The organism is Micromonospora sp. 067-2 (genome assembly GCF_046549295.1).
Lineage (GTDB): Bacteria > Actinomycetota > Actinomycetes > Mycobacteriales > Micromonosporaceae > Micromonospora.
On sequence record NZ_JAJPWB010000010.1, the window covers coordinates 269,860 to 287,424 of the forward strand.

Consider the following 17,565-nt stretch of genomic DNA (forward strand, 5'->3'; position numbering starts at 1 on the left):
GGTGGGCCGGGGCGGAGCGCTGCCCGCCGAGGAAGGGTGTCGAACAGCCGGCTGTGTGGATAGGGTGCTCGCCATGATCAAGGACGCAGTGTGCCGTTGACGAATCCGTGGCTGTCCGAGTCCGCGCCGACGAAGCAGCTCGATCGTGAACGGCTCGAAGAGCGCCTTCTCCACCTTCTGTCGTCGCAGAACATGTGTGTGCTCGCGACCACGGGTCCGGACGGCCCGCTGGCCACACCGGTGCGGTACTACCCGCTCGGCTTCGCGGTGCTCTTCACCGCCTCGCCACGCTCGCCGAAGATGCGCAACATCGCCGCCGACCCGCGCGTGTCCGTTGGCATCTTCGCGCCGCTGGTCGGGCTGGCCAGCAGCCGCGGTGCCCAACTGTTCGGAACGGCCAGGGTGCTCGACCGGGAGCATCCGGACCGTGCGCACTACTGGGCGGCGTTCCGATGGGAGAACGAGCACGCCGAGCGGGGGCGGCTGCTGTCCGAGCCACCCGAGGACACCCTCGTGGTCGTCGAAGCGGAGAAGATCGTCTACACCGAGCACTGGCTGCGACGTGACGGGTTCGCACCACGCCAGATCTGGCGTCGCTGACGATGTCCCGGCCCCACGGCAGCGGTCGTCCGGTGGGCGGTTCGACGACGCCGATCAGGCGTTCTCTTCCCGGACACCGGCCCCGCGTCTCCGTCTGACGATCTCCTCGTAGCCCACAAGGAGGACGAGGAACGCGGTGAGCAGGCCGAGCGCGGCCAGGCCGGGCAGGACCCGTCCGACGGGCAGCAACAGCAGCAGCACAACCGGGGCCAGGAGTTGTCCCGAGGGTACGGACCGGACGCTGAGGCCGAGAAACGCCGCCCTGCCCGCGAGGTACAGGGCGGTCCCGCCGATCAGCGCGACGGCCGGGATCCAGTCCAGGCGCAGCTCGGTGGTGTCGCGAGAGTGGTCGTGTGCGAGGCGTGCGAGCAACTGTTCGACCCCGAAGGCAAGGTAGATGGTCCCGGCGATCAGCGGAAAATGGGCAGCACTGTAGGCGTTCCCCGCCAACCGGTCGCGTCGTCGGCGCGACGTTGTCCGGAGTGCGTCTTCGGCGATCGTCGCGTTCTCCGCATAGAGCCGGTAGAGGCATACCGTGCTGGCGAGCGTGAGCAGCGCGGCCAGCAGGATCGGTCTACTGATCGACATCGACTGGGCCCCGACCCCGGTGCCGACTGAGATGAGGGATTCGCCGAGCGCGATGATCAGGACGAGGCTGTACCGCTCGGAGAAGTGGCTGGGGCTGCGGAGTGGCCATCCGCTCAGCAGGGAAGCGACCAACCCGCCGGAGTAGTCGATGGTGAGCGCTGCCGCCCAGAGCAGGAGCTGGACGGTGCCGCCGAACACGGCGCCGAGGACGAGGGGGATCCAGGACAGCGCCGTGGTGAGGGCATAGAGGCGAATGGTCCTGCGCAGTCGTGGGTCATCCCCCGCTGCCCAGTGGTAGAGGCCCAGGTGGATCACCCGCACCACGATGTAGGCCAGCACCAGGATCAGGCGCGGCTCCAGCGCACCCGGACCGGTCTTCCAGACGGCAGGGATCACGAGAGCGATGAGGAAGACGGCCGCCATGGCGACGGTGGTACCGGAACGGATAAGCCCGACATCGATCCGGGCCTGGTTCCCCAGCCAGGAGTAGACCAGCCAGGAGATCCACAGCAGCAGGAGCACCAGGAGTCCCTGCGCCAGGGTCACCGGCGTAGGGCGCGCGCTCATGAACTCGGTGACCCTGGTGAGCGCGAAGACGAACACCAGATCAAAGAAGATCTCGAACAAGGTCGTGCGGTGTGTCTCCGTAGCCAGCACCGGCCGCGACCTGAAAACCCGGCCCATCAGCTCATCTTCGACGTTTGCGGCCCTGCGCTGACCGCAATCGCCGTACCGGACCTGGAATCAGGCGGTCCAGGCCACCGACATCGGGAGCCATCCCATCACTCGTACCGGTACTTGAGCGAGTCCGCCTCCGCCTGCTCGATGTCAGCGATCGTCAGCTCCGGCATCCGCAACTGGGCCAGCGTCACCTCGGCCGAGGTCGGCTGGGCGTCCGCCGGCAGCCACTGCTCCGGCTTCCACGCCCCGCTGCGCAGCAGCGCCTTGGGGCAGTGCGGGTAGACCTCCTCGATTCCCAGCACCAGCGCACTGGCCGGTGGCTTGCCCACGGCGGTCAACTGCGACAGCAGCTCGGGGCGGGTCGAGACGCACGCCCGGCCGTTCAGTCTGAGCGTCGTGGTGCGCCCCGGGATGACGAACAGCAGCCCGGCCCGCCCGGTGGCGACGACGTTCCGCAGGGTGTCCAGACGCTTGTTGCCGGTCGCGTCCGGTATCACCACCGTCCGTGCGTCCAGGACGGCGACGAACCCGGCGGGGCCGCCGCGTGGGGTGACGTCACAGTTGCCCTCGGCGTCCACGCTGGCGACCAGGACCAGCGACGAACAGCCGATCAACCGCCGGGTCTGCTCGGTGAGTTCGGTCATCTGCTTCCGAACGGCCGCGTCGCTGGGGAGTTCATAGACCCGGCGCAGCGCCTCCTGGTCGGCCACGGCGTCGAGGCGCAGCGAGTCGAAGGCACTGGCGGCGAGAGCTGGCGTCATGCCGCCGACCCTAATCGACCGACCTGGCTGACGATCCCCCCAGACCGCCCCCTGTCAGTCGTCAGCCGCGTGGCGTGGAGGCTGCCTCTCCCGCTCGGCTGCCCCTGCCTGAGCGCTTGAGCAGGAACGCCCCGCCGGCGATGAAGGCGACGGCGAGGACCAACCCGACGGGATTGCCCTGGGCGAGAGCACTGAAGGCGGCGAGGATGCCGATGATGACCGCCACTCCGCCGAGAAGTCGCATGAGGTAACCGCCGACCGACTTGACTCGTTCATTCGCCATGGTGTGCCTGTGCCCGCCGCGCGTCGACCACAAACGGCATCAGCATGGATCAGTCTGAATGAAACTCGCCGCGCCGGTCCACTTCGGACACCGTCGGTTCACCACCGTCGAGCACGGCTTGCGGAGGCAGGAGTGCGCTAGGACGCCTGGCGGGTGCGCATGTCGGCCAGCCAGGTGTCGGCCAGGTCGCTGAGGGGGACGCCGAGGGCCTGGCTGAGGCAGACCACGGTGCCGAACGCCGGCGCGGGAAGGCGCCCCGCCTCGATCTTGCGCAGCGTCTCGGGGGACATGCCGGCTGCCAGGGCCACCTCGACGAGGCTGCGGCCGGCCCGCGCAATCCGGAGGGCGGCTCCGAGGCGCTGGCCCGCGGCGATCTGTTCGGCGGTGAGTGGTTGGCGAACCATGCCAGCAGGATAGCCCCTCCGAAACGACCCGGCCGGGCGTGGTATAAAAATACCGCATCTGGAGAGGGAGGCTGTCGTGATCGAACTCAAGTCCGCCGAGGAGATCGGCCGGATGGCGGTGACCGGCCAGTTCGTCGGCGAGCTGCTCGCCGAGCTGGGCGGTGTCGCCGCGGTGGGCGTCAACCTGATGGACCTCGAACACCACGCCCGCCGCCGGATCAAGGAACGCGGCGCCGAATCCTGCTACTGGGACTACTCCCCGTCGTTCGGCCGCGGCCCCTTCCGCAACGTGCTGTGCCTGTCGGTCAACGACGCGGTGCTGCACGGCCTGCCGCACGACTACGTCCTGCGCGACGGCGACCTGCTCAGCATCGACATGGCCCTCGGCATCGACGGCTGGGTCGCCGACTCCGCGCTCTCCGTCATCGTCGGCACCGCCGACCCGGCGGACCTGACGTTGATCGAGGCCACCGAGGTCGCGCTGGAGGCCGCCATCACCGCCGCCCAGCCCGGCGCCCGCCTCGGCGACGTCTCCGCCGCGATCGGCGAGGTCGCCCACTCCTACGGCTACGGCGTCAACGCCGAGTTCGGCGGCCACGGCATCGGCCGCACCATGCACGAGGCCCCGCACGTCTCCAACAACGGCCGCGCCCGACGCGGCATGAAACTCGACCCCGGCCTCACCATCGCCATCGAACCCTGGTTCTGCCACTCCACCGACAAGATCATGTACGACAAGGACGGCTGGACGATCCGCTCCGCCGACGGTTCCCGCACGGCCCACTCCGAACACACGGTCGCCATCACCGCCTCCGGTCCCCAGGTCCTGACCCGGCGCCCCACCCCGCCCGACCCCGCCAGGAAGCCCGCCACAGGCTCCTGAACCACCACCCACGTCAGGCCAACATCCGCCGTCGCGGAGATCATGCCCACCGATGGGCGCTGCTCCCGGCGGGGGTCAGCGCGCCCAGCCGGTGAAGTGCTGACCGGAGCGCGGATCCGCCCGGCGCGGCGGACGACGATCCGGATCGCCCGCCCCGATGGCGCCGGCGACAGCTCGCACCAACCAGGCGTTGACCGACAGGCCGGCCCTTCCGGCGGCCTCCTCGACGCTGGCCTTGAGGTGGTCCGGAAGCCTGAGGTTGATCCGCGACGTACCGCCCTCATCGCCGTCGGGTGCGAGCACCGGCGCCGGCAGCACGGGTGGGCCCGTGTCACCGCCCGTCTCGTCGGCCGTCGGCCGCGCTGGCGTCACCACGAAGTCGGGCTCACGCCCGCGCAGCCGGACGTGCACCGACCCCGGGGCGAGATCCCTGGTGATCTCGTCGGCCGCGTCCGACAACGCCTCGAGCAGGGTCAGGCGAGTCGCTGCCTCCAACTGGGTGAAGAGCCGCTCGGCCAGCGCCCGGCCGTCCGCGTCGACCCCCTCCGCGGCCACCGCGAACTCGGTACGCAGGTTCTCGACGTACGACCCCAACTCCATGGCACCATCTTCGCTCAGACCACAGGTTGACTCACCGGCGGTACGGCGGGGATCCCGGCGCCGACCTCAGTTGCCCTCGCAGGAGGCCGTCGGCGTGAACAGGTCACGGTAGGTCCCGACGCTGTCGCCTCCGCCGTTGTCGTACATCAGGTTTCCACACACCCTGCCCTGCGGCGTGGCCTGGAACTTGATCCCGCCGGCGGCGTTGCCGGCGACGACGTTGCCGTAGACACTGTTGTCGATGCCGTCGGTGGGCCGGTCGCCGCCGAACCGGACACCCGCGCCGAGGTTGCCCGTGACGACGTTGAACCGGAAGGTGTTGCCGGAGCCCCGGGCGTCCAGGCCCGCGGACTTGTCGTCCACCTGGCCGGTACACCAGTTGAACTCCACCACGTTGGCGGTGGAGTTCTCCTTGATGTCGACGCACTCGTTGCCCCGAGTGTTGATCCTGTTGTGGTGGATGCGGTTGTCGCGGCTGACATCGGCCCGGGCGTCCGGAGCGCCGTTGAGCCCCTGCTGCTCGGGAGCGGTGCCGAGGTAGATGCCCTCGCCGTTCTTGCCGCCCCCGGAGAAGACGAAGTCGTCGACCCCGCAGCGGTCGATCTCGTTGTACGCCACGTCGGCTCCGGTGATCAGGTAGCGCATCCGCAGACACTCGCCGCCCGCGTTGGTCAGCCGCATGCCCCGGATCCGCAGTCCGTCGACCCCGTCGCCGGGCGTCGTGCCCATCACATAGATCAGCTTGTCCCGGTAGCCGTCGCGACTGTCCTGCGCGCCGTACAGACCGTCGACGGTGAAGCCGGAGAGGGTGGTGCGGTCGTGCCGCACCTGCAGGATCCGCGACCCGCCGGCACCCCGGAGCACCGCGCCGCGCGGCCCGGTGATCGTGACGCCCGGCTGCCGGGTCACCGCGTCCTGCAGGTAGGCGCCCGCGGCGAGGTGCACGGTGGCGCCGCTCGGCGCGGCGTCGAGCGCCCGTTGGAGCGTCGCGAACGGTGCTCCTGCCGAGCCGGTCGCGCTGTCGTCGCCCGCCGGGCTGACGTACACCTGGTTGGTCGGGGTGGCCCGCGCCGCAGCAGCCGGGAGGGCCGCCAGCATGGTCCCGACGGTCAGCGCGACGGCGGTTGCCATTCGTCGTGTCATCAGTGCTTCCCTTCGTCGCTCGCGAGAGGCCGCCGTCGACGGTCGGCCGGTGTATCCGTGGCGGTGGAGACCGGTTGGGGCCGCTGGACCAGTCCGTCCGCGATGCGCAGGCCGCAGAGCAGTGGGAGGGTGAGGCCGAGCAGCAGCGGGCCGACGGCCAGCGGCGCGGTCAGCACCGGCGCCGCGACCGCCACGGCGAGCAGCGCCAGCCCACGGCGGGGCGACGCGAAGGCAAGTGCCAGGGCGGCCCGCGACCAACGCCGGGTGTCGCCGCCCGGGTCACGCGCCGCGGTCACCGCCAGCGCGAGGTGGTACGGCACCAGCACCAGCACCAGCCCGACCTGCAGGGCCAGCAGCGCCACCGCGATGGCACCTGGCCGGGTGACGAGGAAGCCGACGTTGGCTGCCAGGACGATGCCGGCAGCGCTCGACAGGAGAGCGTGTCGCCACAGCCGCCGCCAGTAGTGGCCGAAGCTGAGCAGCGTGTCGAGGAAGGGCCGCGCCCGGCCGTCGTCGCGCCACTGTTGCAGGGCGTACGCCGCAGCGGCCAGCGCCGGCAACCAGGTCACCACGCCCACGCACAGCAGGAGCACGGCGCAGCCCGCCATGGCCGGGTACGCGACGAACTCCAGCATCCGCAGGGTGGCCCCCTCCCATCCCACCCGGGTACGCCCACCGGGCAGGGTGCTGTCCCGGCGCGGGCCGAAGCCGACGGCGGAGGAGCCCTCGTTCACGCTGGCCACGGCAGCACCCGGGTCAGCGGCTCGGGGCTGTTCAGGAGGATCCGACCGGCCAGTTCGACGTGGACCGCGCCGACCACCGCCACCCGCGCGGGACGACCGCCACCTGCGGGCAGCAGGATCACCGCGGCGGCGTCGGCCCGTACGCCGCCACCCTCGATGTGCCGGGTCGTCGGGGCGAGCAGCGCCGTCTCGCCGTCGCCGAAGCGCAACCCGCTGCCCGCGTCGCACTCCACCGCGACGGCGGTGGCCGCCGCCGGCGCCAGCGCGGAGGTGGCTTCGATGCCGGTGAGGATCCGGGTGCTCGTCGCGGGGCCCACCCGCACCCGGGTGGTGTGCAGGGTACGGACGATCCGCAGGCTCGGCGTACTGGCGGTGGGGTTGGCCTCGATCTCGGTCGTGCCCTGGGTGACCGTTGCACCGCTCGGCGCGAATTGCCGCACCCACGCCTGCGCCGGGCCGGAGCGCAGCACGATGTCGCCGTCGGCGAGGTCGGCCGGCCAGTCCGAGTGCAGGAGGAAGGTCCACTCCCGGGGTTCGTCGGCGGCGAGTTCGTCGAGGATCACCAGCCGACCGGTCGGGGTGAAGACCAGCGTCCGGTCGACCTGTCGTACGCCGAGGTCGGGGGCGAACATCGCGGCGGACTCGGACGTCGCGTGCAGCATGCCCCCGTCGACGAGGACGTCGCGCAGGCGGGGCTGGCGTTCGTACGGCAGGTCCTTGTAGACGTGGTAGCGGTCCTCGCCGGCCCAGCCCTGCCCGTCGACGAGGACGAGGTTGTGGTGCGCGGCCCGTTTGCGGTTGCAGTAGCCGTCGTCCACGGCGAGGAACGCGCCGTGCGCACCGAAGACGAACGACCCGGCGTCCGGGTGGTGGTGACCGGCGTTGAGGGTGTCCCACCCCCGCTCCGTGCGCAGTCGGTGGGCGGTCTCCCAGGCGGTGTGCCCGCCACCGGGCGCCGACTTGAAGCTGACGAAGGTGGCGCCGTCGTGCCACCCGGTGCGTGCCGTCACCTGACCGAGGTCGGGGAAGTAGGCGGTCGTCGGCGCGACGGTCGCCGGGTCCACGGCGGGCACCCCGGGGTCGTACCAGAGCAGTTCGTAGGCGGCCTCGGGCATCACGCCGGGTCGGACGCCGGAGGCGTACGCCTCCCGCCAGAAGTGCCGCTGCGCCACCTCGTCGGCCAGCCAGCGGGCGCGGCCGTCGCGGTAGGCGGCGGCGAGCTTGTGGTAGAGCGCGACGCTGTGCCCGGAGCGGCGGTCGTGGCAGTCGCCGTGGTCGAGGTTCTCCTCGAAGCCGGGTGCGCACTGGTGCAGTCGCCAGTCGAAGGTCCGCCGGAGGAAGTCACCCCGCTGCCACCAGTCGATCCCCTCGGCGTGCTGGACCAGGTCGAGGTGGATCGCCAGCCAGGGGACGCCGTAGCGCCAGTAGACGACGCCCTCGGAGTCGGAGCCGTCCGCCGGCATCAGGTCCAGGACGGTGCCGAGGTTGTCGCGAGCCCGGTCGCTCCACTCGCGCTGGTCGAGCACGTATCCGGCGGCGGCGAGGCCGGCGTAGCAGATCCAGTTGTGGTTCTGCCAGTAGCTCGACGACCACCAGCTCCCCTCGGTCCGCACCGCGAAGTCGTACATCCGCTGGCCCTGCAGCAGCAGCTTCGCGCGTAGCGAGGCGGCCTCGTCGCGGGGCAGGTCGTCCCGCAGCCAGGAGTACGCCAGGGACAGGCCGTGCAGCAGCCAGCCCGCGTCCAGGTCGTGGTCGGGCAGCTTCGCCTTACCCCAGTGCGGGTACGACACGGCAGCGCCGATCCAGCGCCGGGCCTCGGTCAGGTAGCCGCGCTGGCCGGTGAGCCGGTACGCCAGGGCGAGGTTCATCGCGGCGGGGCCGAGGTAGGTGATGCTCGCGGTCGGATGCTCCGCGGGCGGGGTCTGCCCCCGGTAGGAGTCGCACTGCTCGTACAGTCGCCGCCACTGGTCGGCGTGGGTGGTGGTCAACGCTGCCCGCAACTCGTCGAGCCGCGGGCCGAGAAGCAGGGGTTGCATCACTCCCCCATCCGGTAGACGGAACGGAAGGTGACCGCGCGGGCATCCGGCGCGGTCCAGTCGAGCCAGGTCCGGACGCGCTGCGGGTCGTCCGCAGGCCCGGGGCCGGGCCGGCAGAGGATCTCGGCCGGCACGGTACTGGTGTGCCCGCCGCGCAGGATCTGTCGGCCCGCCCAGGTTGTCTCCACCGTGCGATCACCGACCGCTCGGACGGTCAGGTCGACGTCGGGTCGCAGGTGCAGGGTGATCCGGCGAGGTCGGTCCGTCTCGATGGTCATCTCGTCGATCAGTGCGCCGTCGCGCACAGTCAGCTCCCGGCGGGCTGACACACCCGGGTATGCGGTGTCGCAGCCGACGGCGACCGACCGCTGGTCCTGCCCGATGAGGTGACCCGCACACTCGGCCTGGTCGAGGCCGTCGACGTCGAAGGTCGGATGGGCGGCGGTCGAGGCGTAGTGGCGGCGCCACGCGTGGTGCGCGTACGGCACCTGCCCGGGATCGGGTTGCCAGGGCGTGTCCGCGCCGTAGAGGTAGAGCGCCAGCTTGTCCAGGTGCCCGTGCGAGCCGCCGTGTGGACCGAAGTCGACGATGGCGTGCAGGCCGGCCGCGCGCAGCACCGCGTACCCGGCGTCGGGGTGGACCGCCACCGTCGGGGTTTCGGTCGGTACGCCGCCGAGCAGGGCAAGCATCTCGGCCAGCTCCTCCCGCTCGTGGCGCGCGGGCGGGCGGTCGTACGGCCCGTCGTGCAGGGCGGGTAGCAGACCGCCGGCGGTGGTGATGGTGTCGAGCACCGCGGCCATCGCGACGAGCCGTGCCCGCACCCCGTCCGGCACCGTGACCTGCGGCATCGCGTGCAGCGTCAGCAGGTAGGCCCGCAGCACGAAACCGTGGTAGTAGGTGGAGCCCTCCCACTCCCAGCCGTCCGGTCGGATCGCGGTCGGCACGTGGGCGTACAGGCCGTGCGGTCCGGTGAGCCATTCGGGCCGCCCCGAGCAGACCGCGCCCGCGGCGACGAGCCACGCTGTGTAGTTGGAGTCGAACCGGCCCGACGCGATCAGGGCGTCGCGTGCCTGTCCGGCCGCTGCGGCGAGCGCGCCCAGCAGCTGTGCCACCTCCACGGGCAGCGGATGACCCACCTCGCGCAGTGCCCGTGCGGCCTGCCCGATGGTGACCGCCCAGATGGCCTCGGTCAGGGCCTGGTGGAACAGCCGGCCGCGCAGCATCCACTCGGCGGCGCCGTCGTGCTCGGCCGCCCCGAGCTGCGCGTACCGCCGGGCGTACTCGGTCAGCAGTTCGACGGCCAGGTCCCGGTCGGCGGCCTGCGGCGACCGGGCGAGAGTTCGTATCCGCCGCGCGCACGCCTGGTGCGCCAGGACGGTCCAGGCGCCCCGGATCGCGGGTCCGTCGATCCGGCAGCCGTGTCGGCAGGAGGCGCCGCTCTCGGGGAACGTGCCGGACAGCAGGCCCTCGTGGTCGAGCTCCACACCGTGCGCGGGGCAGACGTAGGCGTGCCACCAGCCACCTCGATCCGTCGGCAGCACCGGCCGACGGGTCGAGGGCGGCGCCGACCCGGTCACCTGAACCATGCGCCACCGTCGATGTCGATGGTGGCGCCGGTGATGTAGGACGCGGCGTCGGAGGCGAGCCAGACCACCGCGCCTGCCACGTCCTGCGGGTGCCCGCCCCGCCCGAGGGGCACCCCGGCGATGATCGCCTCCTGGGTGGCCGGCGCGGTGAACGTGTCGTGAAAGGCGGTGCCGCCGATGAATCCCGGTGCCACCGCGTTGACGGTCGCGCCGGTGCTCGCCAACTCCTTGGCCAGTCCCTTCGTCAGGCCGCGTACGCCCGCCTTGGCCGCCGCGTACACCGCGGAGCCCGCGCCGCCGCCGTTCTGGGCGGCGAGCGACGACATGGTGATCACCCGGCCCTGGTTCCCTGCCGCGCGTAGCTGCGGAATCGCGGCCCGGACGGTACGGAAGGTGCTGCCCAGGTTGAGGTCGACGACCTGGAGGTAGTGCTCGTCGGTCATCTCGGCAACCGGGCTGCGGCCGACGATGCCGCCGGCGTTGCAGACCAGGATCTCCAGACCACCGAGAAAGCCCGTGACGTCGTCCAGCAGGTTGTCCACCTGGTCGGTTCGGGTGAGGTCGGCCTGCCGGACAACGGTCTTGCGTCCCAGTGCCTCGATGGCGGCAGCCACCTCCGCGGCCGGGACGGCCGAGTGCCCGTGGTGGACGGCGACATCCGCCCCGGCGCGGGCCACGGCCACGGCGATGGCGGCGCCGATCCCGTGGCCGGCACCGGTGACGAGGGCCCGACGTCCGGTCAGGTCGAGTGCCATACGTGCTCCTTTACTTGATTCCGGCAGTGGCGAAGCCCTGCACGAAGTACCGCTGGGCGAGGAGGAACAGCACGATCATCGGAACCGTGGCCAGGGTCGAGCCCGCCATCAGGTAGGCCCACTCGGTGCGCTCCGACTGCTGGAAGGCGGCCAGGCCAACCTGGATGACCCGCAGGTCGTCGCGGGTGGTGACCAGCAGCGGCCAGAGGAAGTTGTTCCAGCTGTTCTCGAAGGTGATCAGCGCGACGGTGGCGACCGCCGGCTTCACCAGCGGGGTCATCACCCGGGCGAAGATCCCGAACTCGCCCATCCCGTCGATCCGCGCCGCCTCCTCCAACTCGATCGGCAGGGACAGGTAGAACTGCCGGAACAGGAAGATGGCGAACGGGGTCAGCGCGCCCGGGACGATCAGCGCCCACCAGGAGTCGAGCCAGCCCTGACCGCCCCGGCCGAGGTAGTCGTTTCCGCCGAAGAACGGCATGCCCTTGGCGATCAGGTACTGCGGGACGATCTTGGTGTAGGTCGGGATCATCATCATGGCGAGGATTCCGAGGAAGATGACCGAGCGACCCCGGAACGGCACCCGGGCCAGCGCGTACCCGGCCATCGTCGCCAGGGCAAGATTGATCACCGTGTGCCCGACGGCGATCAACAGACTGTTGCGGAAGTACGTCCCGAACGGCCCGTAGTTCAGCGCCTCGGGGTAGTTGCTCCACACCCACTCGGTGGGCAGCAGCCCCGGCGGATAGGCGGCGATGTCGGCGTGGCTCTTCAACGACGACAGGATCATCCAGACGAAGGGCACGATCATCGCCAGTGCGCCGGCGCCCAGCAGCAGGTGCAGCACCAGGCTGGCACCGAGCCGTGGCCTCATTGGTCGTCCCTCCCGGTCAGCCGGCGACTGATCAGCGTGAGCACCAGCAGGAAGGCGAACAGCACCAGACTCTGCGCGCAGGCCGTCGAGATGTGGAACTCACTGAACGCCGTCCGGTAGATCTCGAAGGTCATCACGGTCGTGGCGTTCGCCGGGCCGCCGTCGGGGGTCAGCACGTAGACCTGATCGAAGACCTGGAACGCGTCGATCATCGACACGACGAAGACGAAGAAGGTCGCCGGACGTAACAGGGGCACGGTGATGGCGAAGAACCGACGCGGCCCCGAGGCGCCGTCGATGTCCGCCGCCTCGTACAGCTCGGTGGGAATGTTCTGCAGCGCCGCCAGGTAGATCAGCATCTTCAGCCCGATGCCCTTCCAGACGCTGACCAGGATCACCGCGGGCATCGCCCACGAGGGATCGGACAACCAGGCCGGGCCGTTGACACCGACGCCGCCCAGCAGGGTGTTGAACAACCCGAGGTTGGGCTCGAACATCCACATCCAGACCAGCGCGATGGCGACGGTGGCGGTGATGTGCGGCATGAAGAAGGCCGCCCGGTACCACGCCCGCGCCTTCAGCCGCTGGTTGAGCAGCACCGCGATGAGCACGGCGATCACCATCGCCACCGGCACCGTGAAGAAGGTGTAGACGACGGTGTGCCAGATCGACAGGTTCCAGGTGTCGTCGGCGAATATCTCGCGGAAGTTGGCCAGCCCCACCCACTCGACGGTGCCCGCGATCACGTCGTAGTTGGTGAAGGCCAGCACGATGGTGGCGAGCACCGGCAGGCCGATCCACCAGACCAGGTGGAGGACGGCGGGCGCCAGCATCAGGTACGCCGCCCGGCGACGTTCGGCGCCGAGGCGTCGCCGTTTCGGCGGGCGTGGCGCCCGGCTCGTGGGCGCCACGCCGACGGGATCGAGGGTGGTGGTCATGTCAGCCCTTGGCGATCGCTGCCTGCGCCTTGGCCGCCAGATCGTCGAGTGCCTGCTGCGGGGTCTTCTTGCCCAGCAGGGCGGACTCGATCGCCGCCTTGAAGTCGCCGCGGATCTCGAGCCAGGCCGGCACGCCGCCCTCGGAGAACGCGGCGTCCAGGTGTGCCATGGCGAACTGCACGGCCTTGTTGCCGGCGACATAGTCGGAGCCGGCGAGGTCCTTGAGCGCGGGTACGTTGCCGCGCTGCTGGTTGGCGGCGAGCGAGGCGTCCTTGCCGGCGAGGAAGCTGACCAGGGCCTTGGCGGCGCCCCGGTGCGGCGACTTGGCCGACACGGCGGCCAGCGTGCCGCCCTGGAACAGCGCGGGACGCTCATTGGCGATCAGGAAGAAGCCGATCTTGTCGTCCTTGATCAGATCGGGCGCGGTCTCCTGGATCGCCTGCCAGACGTTGTTGTGGCCGACCATCATGGCCGCTCTGCCCTGAGCCAGGGCGACACCGGTGGCGGCACCGGGTTGGGTGAAGCCGAAGTCCTCGGACTTGTCGGTGCGGATGATGTCGGTCATCAGCTGGAGCGCACCGACGGCCTGCGGGCTGTTGAACGCCGGCTTGCCGTCCGGGGTGAACAGCTCACCTCCGTTGGCCCACATCAGCGGCAGGAAGGTCTGCCGCAGATCGTTGGAGAGGATGTCGACCCCGGCCCTGGTGAGCTTGCCACCGGCGCCGCGTACGGTCAGCCTGCGCCCGTACTCGCGAAGCTCGGTGAAGTCACGGGGTGGCGCGGTGAGGCCGGCGGCGGCGAAGAAGTCCTTGCGGTAGATGCCGAACCGGGTGTCGAGCATGATCGGCAGGGCGTAGACCTTGCCCTGGTAGGTGCCGGGCGCGACGACCCGCTCGTTGTAGCGCTGGTTCAGCTCGGAGGCGTTCTCGTTGAGCTCGGCGAGGGCGCCCTTGGCCGCGAAGGGCGGGATCCAGCCGACGCCCATCAGCATCACGTCGTACGGTCGTCCACTGGCGATCGAGGAGGTGAGCTTCTCGTTGAGCTTGCCGTACGAGGTGTAGTCCACCTCGACGGTCGCCTTCGGATAGCGGCCCTTGAACGCGGCCAGTTGCTCGTCGAGGACCTTCTGCCCGTCGGCGCCCTCGAAGATCGGGGTCAGCAGCCGAACCGTGCCGCTCACATCGGTGTCGTCGCCGTTCCTGCTCGGCGCCGGTCCACCGCAGGCCGTGGCGAGCAGCGCCACGGCCAGCACCGCCGCTGCGGAGCGCATTCCGCGCCCCCTGGTGTTCGCCATCATGGTCTTCCCTCCCGCGGCGGGAACGCCGCAGCTCTGGGGCACCGCCCCGCATCCGGGCCTGATGAAGATCGAACGTGGGTGCATCGATTTACTGGTAGAACGATGCAGCAAGGCTAGGATCGGGGCACGACGGCTGTCAATGGCTGGACACGCGCCAGCAACACGGGCTTAACTGTGCAGGACCGGAGCGGTGTCCCAGCGGTGCACCCATACACTTCTTCCGTTTGGTCCTATCGCGCAACACAGGAGAGCCAAGGCGTGGCTGGTGTGACGATCTACCAGGTTGCCCGAAGGGCTGGGGTCTCCCCCAGCACCGTGTCGAACTTTCTCAACGGCCGCCCGGAGCGGATGCTCCCGCAGACCAGGGCCCGGGTGGAAGCGGCGATCGACCAGTTGGGTTATCGCCCCAACCGGGCGGCACGCCAACTGCGCACGGGCCGGATCCAGGTGATCGGTCTGGTGGTCCCGTCCGTCGCCAACCCGTTCTGGGGCAACTTCGCCCGCTACCTGGAGCGGGCGGCTCTCGCCGACGGCTACCACGTCCTGCTCTGCAACAGTGAACGGGAACCCGGCCGGGAACGCCGCTACCTCGAAGAGCTCTGGGCCGACGGCATCCGGGGCGTGGTGCTCTGCTCGTCCCTGCCCTCGCTGGAACACGTTCTGCCCCTGGTCGACGACGGGCTCAGCCTGGTCGCGTTCGACCGTACGGCGCAGGCCGGCGACCCGGGTGGGCTGGTCAACATCAGCGTCGACAACGTCGTCGGCGCCCATCTCGCCACCGCCCACCTGCTCCAGCTCGGTCACCGCCGGATCGCGTTCGTCTCCGGCTCGCTGCGCAGCGTCAACCGCCGTGAACGCTTCCGCGGTTTCACCGAGGCCTTCGAGCAGGCCGGGCTCGACCCGGCCGAGGCCATCGTCTGGTCGGGGGGTGACCAGTCCGAACCGTACGGTGATCTCGACGCCGCCGGCCTCGGTCGGACGGCGGCCCACGACCTGCTGCACGGCGACGGCCGACCCAGCGCCATCGTGGCCATCAACGACATGTGCGCACTCGGGGTCAGCGCCGGCATCCGGGACGCCGGCCTGCTCGTCGGTCAGGACGTCTCGGTGGTCGGCTTCGACGACATCGTCCTCGCCGACCTGGCGGCACCGCCTCTGACCACGGTCCGGCAACCCATCGCGGACATGGCGACCGCCGCCTTCCGTCACCTCGTCGCCCGGATCGACGACCCGGACGGCAGCCCGAGTCAATCCCTGCTGCTGCGCCCGGAACTGGTCGTCCGCGCGTCGACCGGCCGCGCGCCCGACGCTCGGGAGTAAGGAATCGACGATGACGACAGGCGGCGCCCCGCGGGTCAAGTCGGCAGACCGGACAGTGGAACTGCTGGAGCTGCTCGCCGTGTCACCCGAGAGGCGCACGCTCGTGGACATCGCCCGGGACCTCGACATTCCCAAGAGCAGCATGCACGGCCTGCTCCGCACCCTCGTGCGGCGGGGCTGGGTGGAGACCGACAGCGCCGGCCTGCGCTACGGTCTCGGCGTACAGGCGCTGCGGATCGGCACCGCCTACCTGCGCACCGACCGCTCGGTGCGGCGACTGACACCCGTGGTGGACCGGCTGCACCGCGAGCTCGGCGCCACCGTGCAGTTGGGCCGCCTGACCGGCGATCAGGTGATCTGCCTGGTCAGCCGCGAGAAAGCCGAGGCGACACCCTCGGTCGGCGCGGGCCTGTACGCGCCGGCCCACGCCACCGCGCTGGGCCGGGCGGTGCTGGCCCGGATCACGCTCGGCTCGCCGCCGGCCGAGACGCCGCCGAACGGTCCGTCACCCGACGACCTCGCCCAGACCAGAGCACGGGGGTACGCCGTCGACTGGGTCCCCGTGGGGACGGCGAGCTGCTGCTCGGTCGCCGTGGCGGCGCCGCCCAAGCTCGGCCCGCACGACGCGATCGCCGTGTCGGTGGCGGTACGCCGACTGACCGCACCGCGCGCACGGGACATCGCCGAGGCGATCATGTCCGCCGTCGCCGCGGGGCTGGTCGCCGACAACTATGTCGCCGCTCCACATTGACCATCCAGTCACCACCTTCTATGGTCGGCCAGCACTAGTGCCGCATAGTTCACATATACGAACTTCCATGAGAAGGGGCTGCTAATGCGACGAACCGCAATCCTCGCCCTATCGCTGGTGCTCATCGGCGTCGGCCTTCCCACCACCGCTGCCCAGGCCGCGGCCACGGTGCCGATCGCCTCCGTGACGGCCAGCTCCGACGACGGCAACGTGCCGGCGAACACCCTCGACGGCAGTCTCAGCACCCGCTGGTCGGCCGAGGGCGACGGCTCCTGGATCCGCTTCGACCTCGGTGCGAGCACCCAGATCGGCTCGGTGGGCATCGCCTGGCACCAGGGCGACCGGCGCACATTCACCTTCACGGTGCAGACGTCCGCCGACGCCAGCTCCTGGACCACTGTCGTCGGCCAACGGCAGAGCAGCGGAACGACGCTGCAACTGGAGGCCTACGACTTCACCGACCGCGCGGCCCGCTACGTCCGCGTCGTCGGCTACGGCAACACCGTCAACGACTGGAACAGCATCACCGAGGCCAGGGTCTACGGCGCCGACGGAGGAGGAGGCGGCGGCAGCTGCTCCGTTCCCGCCGACGTGCTCAACCTGACCAACTGGAAGGTCACGTTGCCGACCGGGGCGTCGGAGAGCCCGACCGAGATCAAGCAGCCAGCTCTGGACAGCTTCCAGGTGTCGCCGTGGTTCACGACCGCCAGCAACTGCCAGGCCGTCCAGTTCCGCGCCGCCGTCAACGGCGTCACCACCAGCGGATCGGGCTACCCCCGCTCCGAGCTGCGGGAGATGGCCAACAACGGTTCGAGCAACGCGAGCTGGTCGTCGACCTCCGGCACGCACACCCTCGTCGTGGACGAGGCGTTCACCACGCTGCCCTCGACCAAGCCGCAACTGGTCGGGGCACAGATCCATGACTCCGAAGACGACGTGACGGTGTTCCGGTTGGAGGGCAGCAGCCTCTACATCACCAACGGCGACACCACCCACCACAAGTTGGTCACCAGCAACTACCAGCTGGGGACCCGGTTCCAGGCCAAGTTCGTGGTCAGCGGCGGCCAGATCAAGGCCTACTACAACAACGTCCTGCAGACCACCATCACCAAGAGCTTCTCCGGCGCGTACTTCAAGGCCGGCGCCTACACGCAGGCCAACTGCTCCAACTCGTCCCCGTGCAGCAGCAGCAACTACGGCCAGACCCTCATCTACGGCCTGAGCCTGAGCCACTCCTGACCAGCAGCGCCCGGGGGCCACCGGTCCCCGGGCGGCACCCGCACGAGGCCGCCATCCCGCAACGCCGATGCCGCGGCCCGGCC

The 17,565-nt window shown here is 70.4% G+C and carries 18 protein-coding genes; 5 read left to right on the top strand and 13 right to left on the bottom strand.

All coding sequences use genetic code 11. The annotated features are described in order from the left end of the window. Nucleotides 1–90: 90 nt before the first annotated feature. On the top strand, nt 91–600 hold the full coding sequence (locus tag ACLJN9_RS24550) for a pyridoxamine 5'-phosphate oxidase family protein (RefSeq protein WP_410813886.1): 510 nt from the start codon (nt 91–93) through the stop codon (nt 598–600). Nucleotides 601–654: 54 nt separating this feature from the next. On the opposite strand, the gene ACLJN9_RS24555 is transcribed toward ACLJN9_RS24550, so the two are convergent. The 4 genes from ACLJN9_RS24555 to ACLJN9_RS24570 form a co-directional block, all read right to left on the bottom strand. Then, nucleotides 655–1,815, bottom strand: a complete 1,161-nt coding sequence (locus tag ACLJN9_RS24555; protein ID WP_410813887.1) for a low temperature requirement protein A — start codon at nt 1,813–1,815, stop codon at nt 655–657. 155 nt (nt 1,816–1,970) lie between these two features. After that, entirely contained in the window at nt 1,971–2,630 is a 660-nt protein-coding gene (locus tag ACLJN9_RS24560) for an MSMEG_1061 family FMN-dependent PPOX-type flavoprotein (RefSeq protein WP_410813888.1), read from the bottom strand. Nucleotides 2,631–2,691: 61 nt separating this feature from the next. Further along, nucleotides 2,692–2,913, bottom strand: a complete 222-nt coding sequence (locus ACLJN9_RS24565) for a hypothetical protein (protein WP_410813889.1) — start codon at nt 2,911–2,913, stop codon at nt 2,692–2,694. Nucleotides 2,914–3,050: 137 nt separating this feature from the next. After that, nucleotides 3,051–3,317, bottom strand: a complete 267-nt coding sequence (locus ACLJN9_RS24570) for a helix-turn-helix domain-containing protein (RefSeq protein ID WP_410813891.1) — start codon at nt 3,315–3,317, stop codon at nt 3,051–3,053. 76 nt (nt 3,318–3,393) lie between these two features. Between ACLJN9_RS24570 and map the strand changes: the two genes are divergently transcribed. Continuing rightward, on the top strand, nt 3,394–4,200 hold the full coding sequence (map, locus tag ACLJN9_RS24575) for a type I methionyl aminopeptidase (RefSeq protein ID WP_410813892.1): 807 nt from the start codon (nt 3,394–3,396) through the stop codon (nt 4,198–4,200). A 75-nt stretch (nt 4,201–4,275) separates the two neighbouring features. Here the strand turns inward: map and ACLJN9_RS24580 are convergent, their stop codons facing one another. The 9 genes from ACLJN9_RS24580 to ACLJN9_RS24620 all read right to left on the bottom strand — a co-directional run bounded on the left by ACLJN9_RS24580 (nt 4,276) and on the right by ACLJN9_RS24620 (nt 14,145). Then, nucleotides 4,276–4,800, bottom strand: coding sequence for a hypothetical protein (locus ACLJN9_RS24580; RefSeq protein WP_410813893.1), 525 nt, complete (start codon nt 4,798–4,800; stop codon nt 4,276–4,278). A 66-nt stretch (nt 4,801–4,866) separates the two neighbouring features. After that, nucleotides 4,867–5,943 (bottom strand): DUF1565 domain-containing protein, encoded by a 1,077-nt coding sequence (locus ACLJN9_RS24585; protein WP_410813894.1) that lies wholly within the window; start codon nt 5,941–5,943, stop codon nt 4,867–4,869. Then, the gene (locus ACLJN9_RS24590; protein ID WP_410813895.1) at nt 5,943–6,686 is read right to left on the bottom strand and encodes a hypothetical protein; all 744 of its coding nucleotides are present in this window, start codon (nt 6,684–6,686) and stop codon (nt 5,943–5,945) included. Before ACLJN9_RS24590 ends, ACLJN9_RS24585 begins: the two co-directional genes overlap by 1 nt. Continuing rightward, on the bottom strand, nt 6,674–8,722 hold the full coding sequence (locus ACLJN9_RS24595) for a hypothetical protein (protein ID WP_410813896.1): 2,049 nt from the start codon (nt 8,720–8,722) through the stop codon (nt 6,674–6,676). The genes ACLJN9_RS24590 and ACLJN9_RS24595 overlap by 13 nt, the downstream gene beginning before the upstream one ends. Further along, the gene (locus ACLJN9_RS24600; protein WP_410813897.1) at nt 8,722–10,308 is read right to left on the bottom strand and encodes a heparinase II/III family protein; all 1,587 of its coding nucleotides are present in this window, start codon (nt 10,306–10,308) and stop codon (nt 8,722–8,724) included. Before ACLJN9_RS24600 ends, ACLJN9_RS24595 begins: the two co-directional genes overlap by 1 nt. Beyond that, entirely contained in the window at nt 10,296–11,063 is a 768-nt protein-coding gene (locus ACLJN9_RS24605; protein WP_410813898.1) for an SDR family NAD(P)-dependent oxidoreductase, read from the bottom strand. Before ACLJN9_RS24605 ends, ACLJN9_RS24600 begins: the two co-directional genes overlap by 13 nt. 10 nt (nt 11,064–11,073) lie before the next feature. After that, nucleotides 11,074–11,937, bottom strand: a complete 864-nt coding sequence (locus ACLJN9_RS24610) for a carbohydrate ABC transporter permease (protein WP_410813899.1) — start codon at nt 11,935–11,937, stop codon at nt 11,074–11,076. Next, nucleotides 11,934–12,875 (bottom strand): carbohydrate ABC transporter permease, encoded by a 942-nt coding sequence (locus tag ACLJN9_RS24615; RefSeq protein WP_410813901.1) that lies wholly within the window; start codon nt 12,873–12,875, stop codon nt 11,934–11,936. Before ACLJN9_RS24615 ends, ACLJN9_RS24610 begins: the two co-directional genes overlap by 4 nt. A gap of 1 nt (nt 12,876) precedes the next feature. Next, entirely contained in the window at nt 12,877–14,145 is a 1,269-nt protein-coding gene (locus ACLJN9_RS24620) for an ABC transporter substrate-binding protein (protein ID WP_410813902.1), read from the bottom strand. Nucleotides 14,146–14,430: 285 nt separating this feature from the next. Between ACLJN9_RS24620 and ACLJN9_RS24625 the strand changes: the two genes are divergently transcribed. The 3 genes from ACLJN9_RS24625 (at nt 14,431) to ACLJN9_RS24635 (ending at nt 17,482) form a co-directional block, all read left to right on the top strand. After that, on the top strand, nt 14,431–15,492 hold the full coding sequence (locus ACLJN9_RS24625) for a LacI family DNA-binding transcriptional regulator (RefSeq protein WP_410813903.1): 1,062 nt from the start codon (nt 14,431–14,433) through the stop codon (nt 15,490–15,492). A 10-nt stretch (nt 15,493–15,502) separates the two neighbouring features. Beyond that, nucleotides 15,503–16,243, top strand: a complete 741-nt coding sequence (locus ACLJN9_RS24630) for an IclR family transcriptional regulator (RefSeq protein ID WP_410813904.1) — start codon at nt 15,503–15,505, stop codon at nt 16,241–16,243. An 84-nt stretch (nt 16,244–16,327) separates the two neighbouring features. Beyond that, nucleotides 16,328–17,482: a polysaccharide lyase family 7 protein gene (locus ACLJN9_RS24635; RefSeq protein WP_410813905.1), complete on the top strand. Its 1,155-nt coding sequence runs from the start codon at nt 16,328–16,330 to the stop codon at nt 17,480–17,482. The last annotated feature ends 83 nt before the right edge of the window (nt 17,483–17,565 follow it).

Excerpts from the sequence above, each read along its gene's own strand:
- ACLJN9_RS24560 (WP_410813888.1), bottom strand. The coding sequence starts at position 2,630 with ATGACGCCAGCTCTCGCCGCCAGTGCCTTCGACTCGCTGCGCCTCGAC.
- ACLJN9_RS24565 (WP_410813889.1), bottom strand. The coding sequence starts at position 2,913 with ATGGCGAATGAACGAGTCAAGTCGGTCGGCGGTTACCTCATGCGACTT.
- ACLJN9_RS24570 (WP_410813891.1), bottom strand. The coding sequence starts at position 3,317 with ATGGTTCGCCAACCACTCACCGCCGAACAGATCGCCGCGGGCCAGCGC.
- ACLJN9_RS24580 (WP_410813893.1), bottom strand. The coding sequence starts at position 4,800 with ATGGAGTTGGGGTCGTACGTCGAGAACCTGCGTACCGAGTTCGCGGTG.
- ACLJN9_RS24585 (WP_410813894.1), bottom strand. The coding sequence starts at position 5,943 with ATGACACGACGAATGGCAACCGCCGTCGCGCTGACCGTCGGGACCATG.
- ACLJN9_RS24595 (WP_410813896.1), bottom strand. The coding sequence starts at position 8,722 with ATGCAACCCCTGCTTCTCGGCCCGCGGCTCGACGAGTTGCGGGCAGCG.
- ACLJN9_RS24600 (WP_410813897.1), bottom strand. The coding sequence starts at position 10,308 with ATGGTTCAGGTGACCGGGTCGGCGCCGCCCTCGACCCGTCGGCCGGTG.
- ACLJN9_RS24605 (WP_410813898.1), bottom strand. The coding sequence starts at position 11,063 with ATGGCACTCGACCTGACCGGACGTCGGGCCCTCGTCACCGGTGCCGGC.
- ACLJN9_RS24610 (WP_410813899.1), bottom strand. The coding sequence starts at position 11,937 with ATGAGGCCACGGCTCGGTGCCAGCCTGGTGCTGCACCTGCTGCTGGGC.
- ACLJN9_RS24615 (WP_410813901.1), bottom strand. The coding sequence starts at position 12,875 with ATGACCACCACCCTCGATCCCGTCGGCGTGGCGCCCACGAGCCGGGCG.
- ACLJN9_RS24620 (WP_410813902.1), bottom strand. The coding sequence starts at position 14,145 with ATGCGCTCCGCAGCGGCGGTGCTGGCCGTGGCGCTGCTCGCCACGGCC.
- ACLJN9_RS24630 (WP_410813904.1), top strand. The coding sequence starts at position 15,503 with ATGACGACAGGCGGCGCCCCGCGGGTCAAGTCGGCAGACCGGACAGTG.
- ACLJN9_RS24635 (WP_410813905.1), top strand. The coding sequence starts at position 16,328 with ATGCGACGAACCGCAATCCTCGCCCTATCGCTGGTGCTCATCGGCGTC.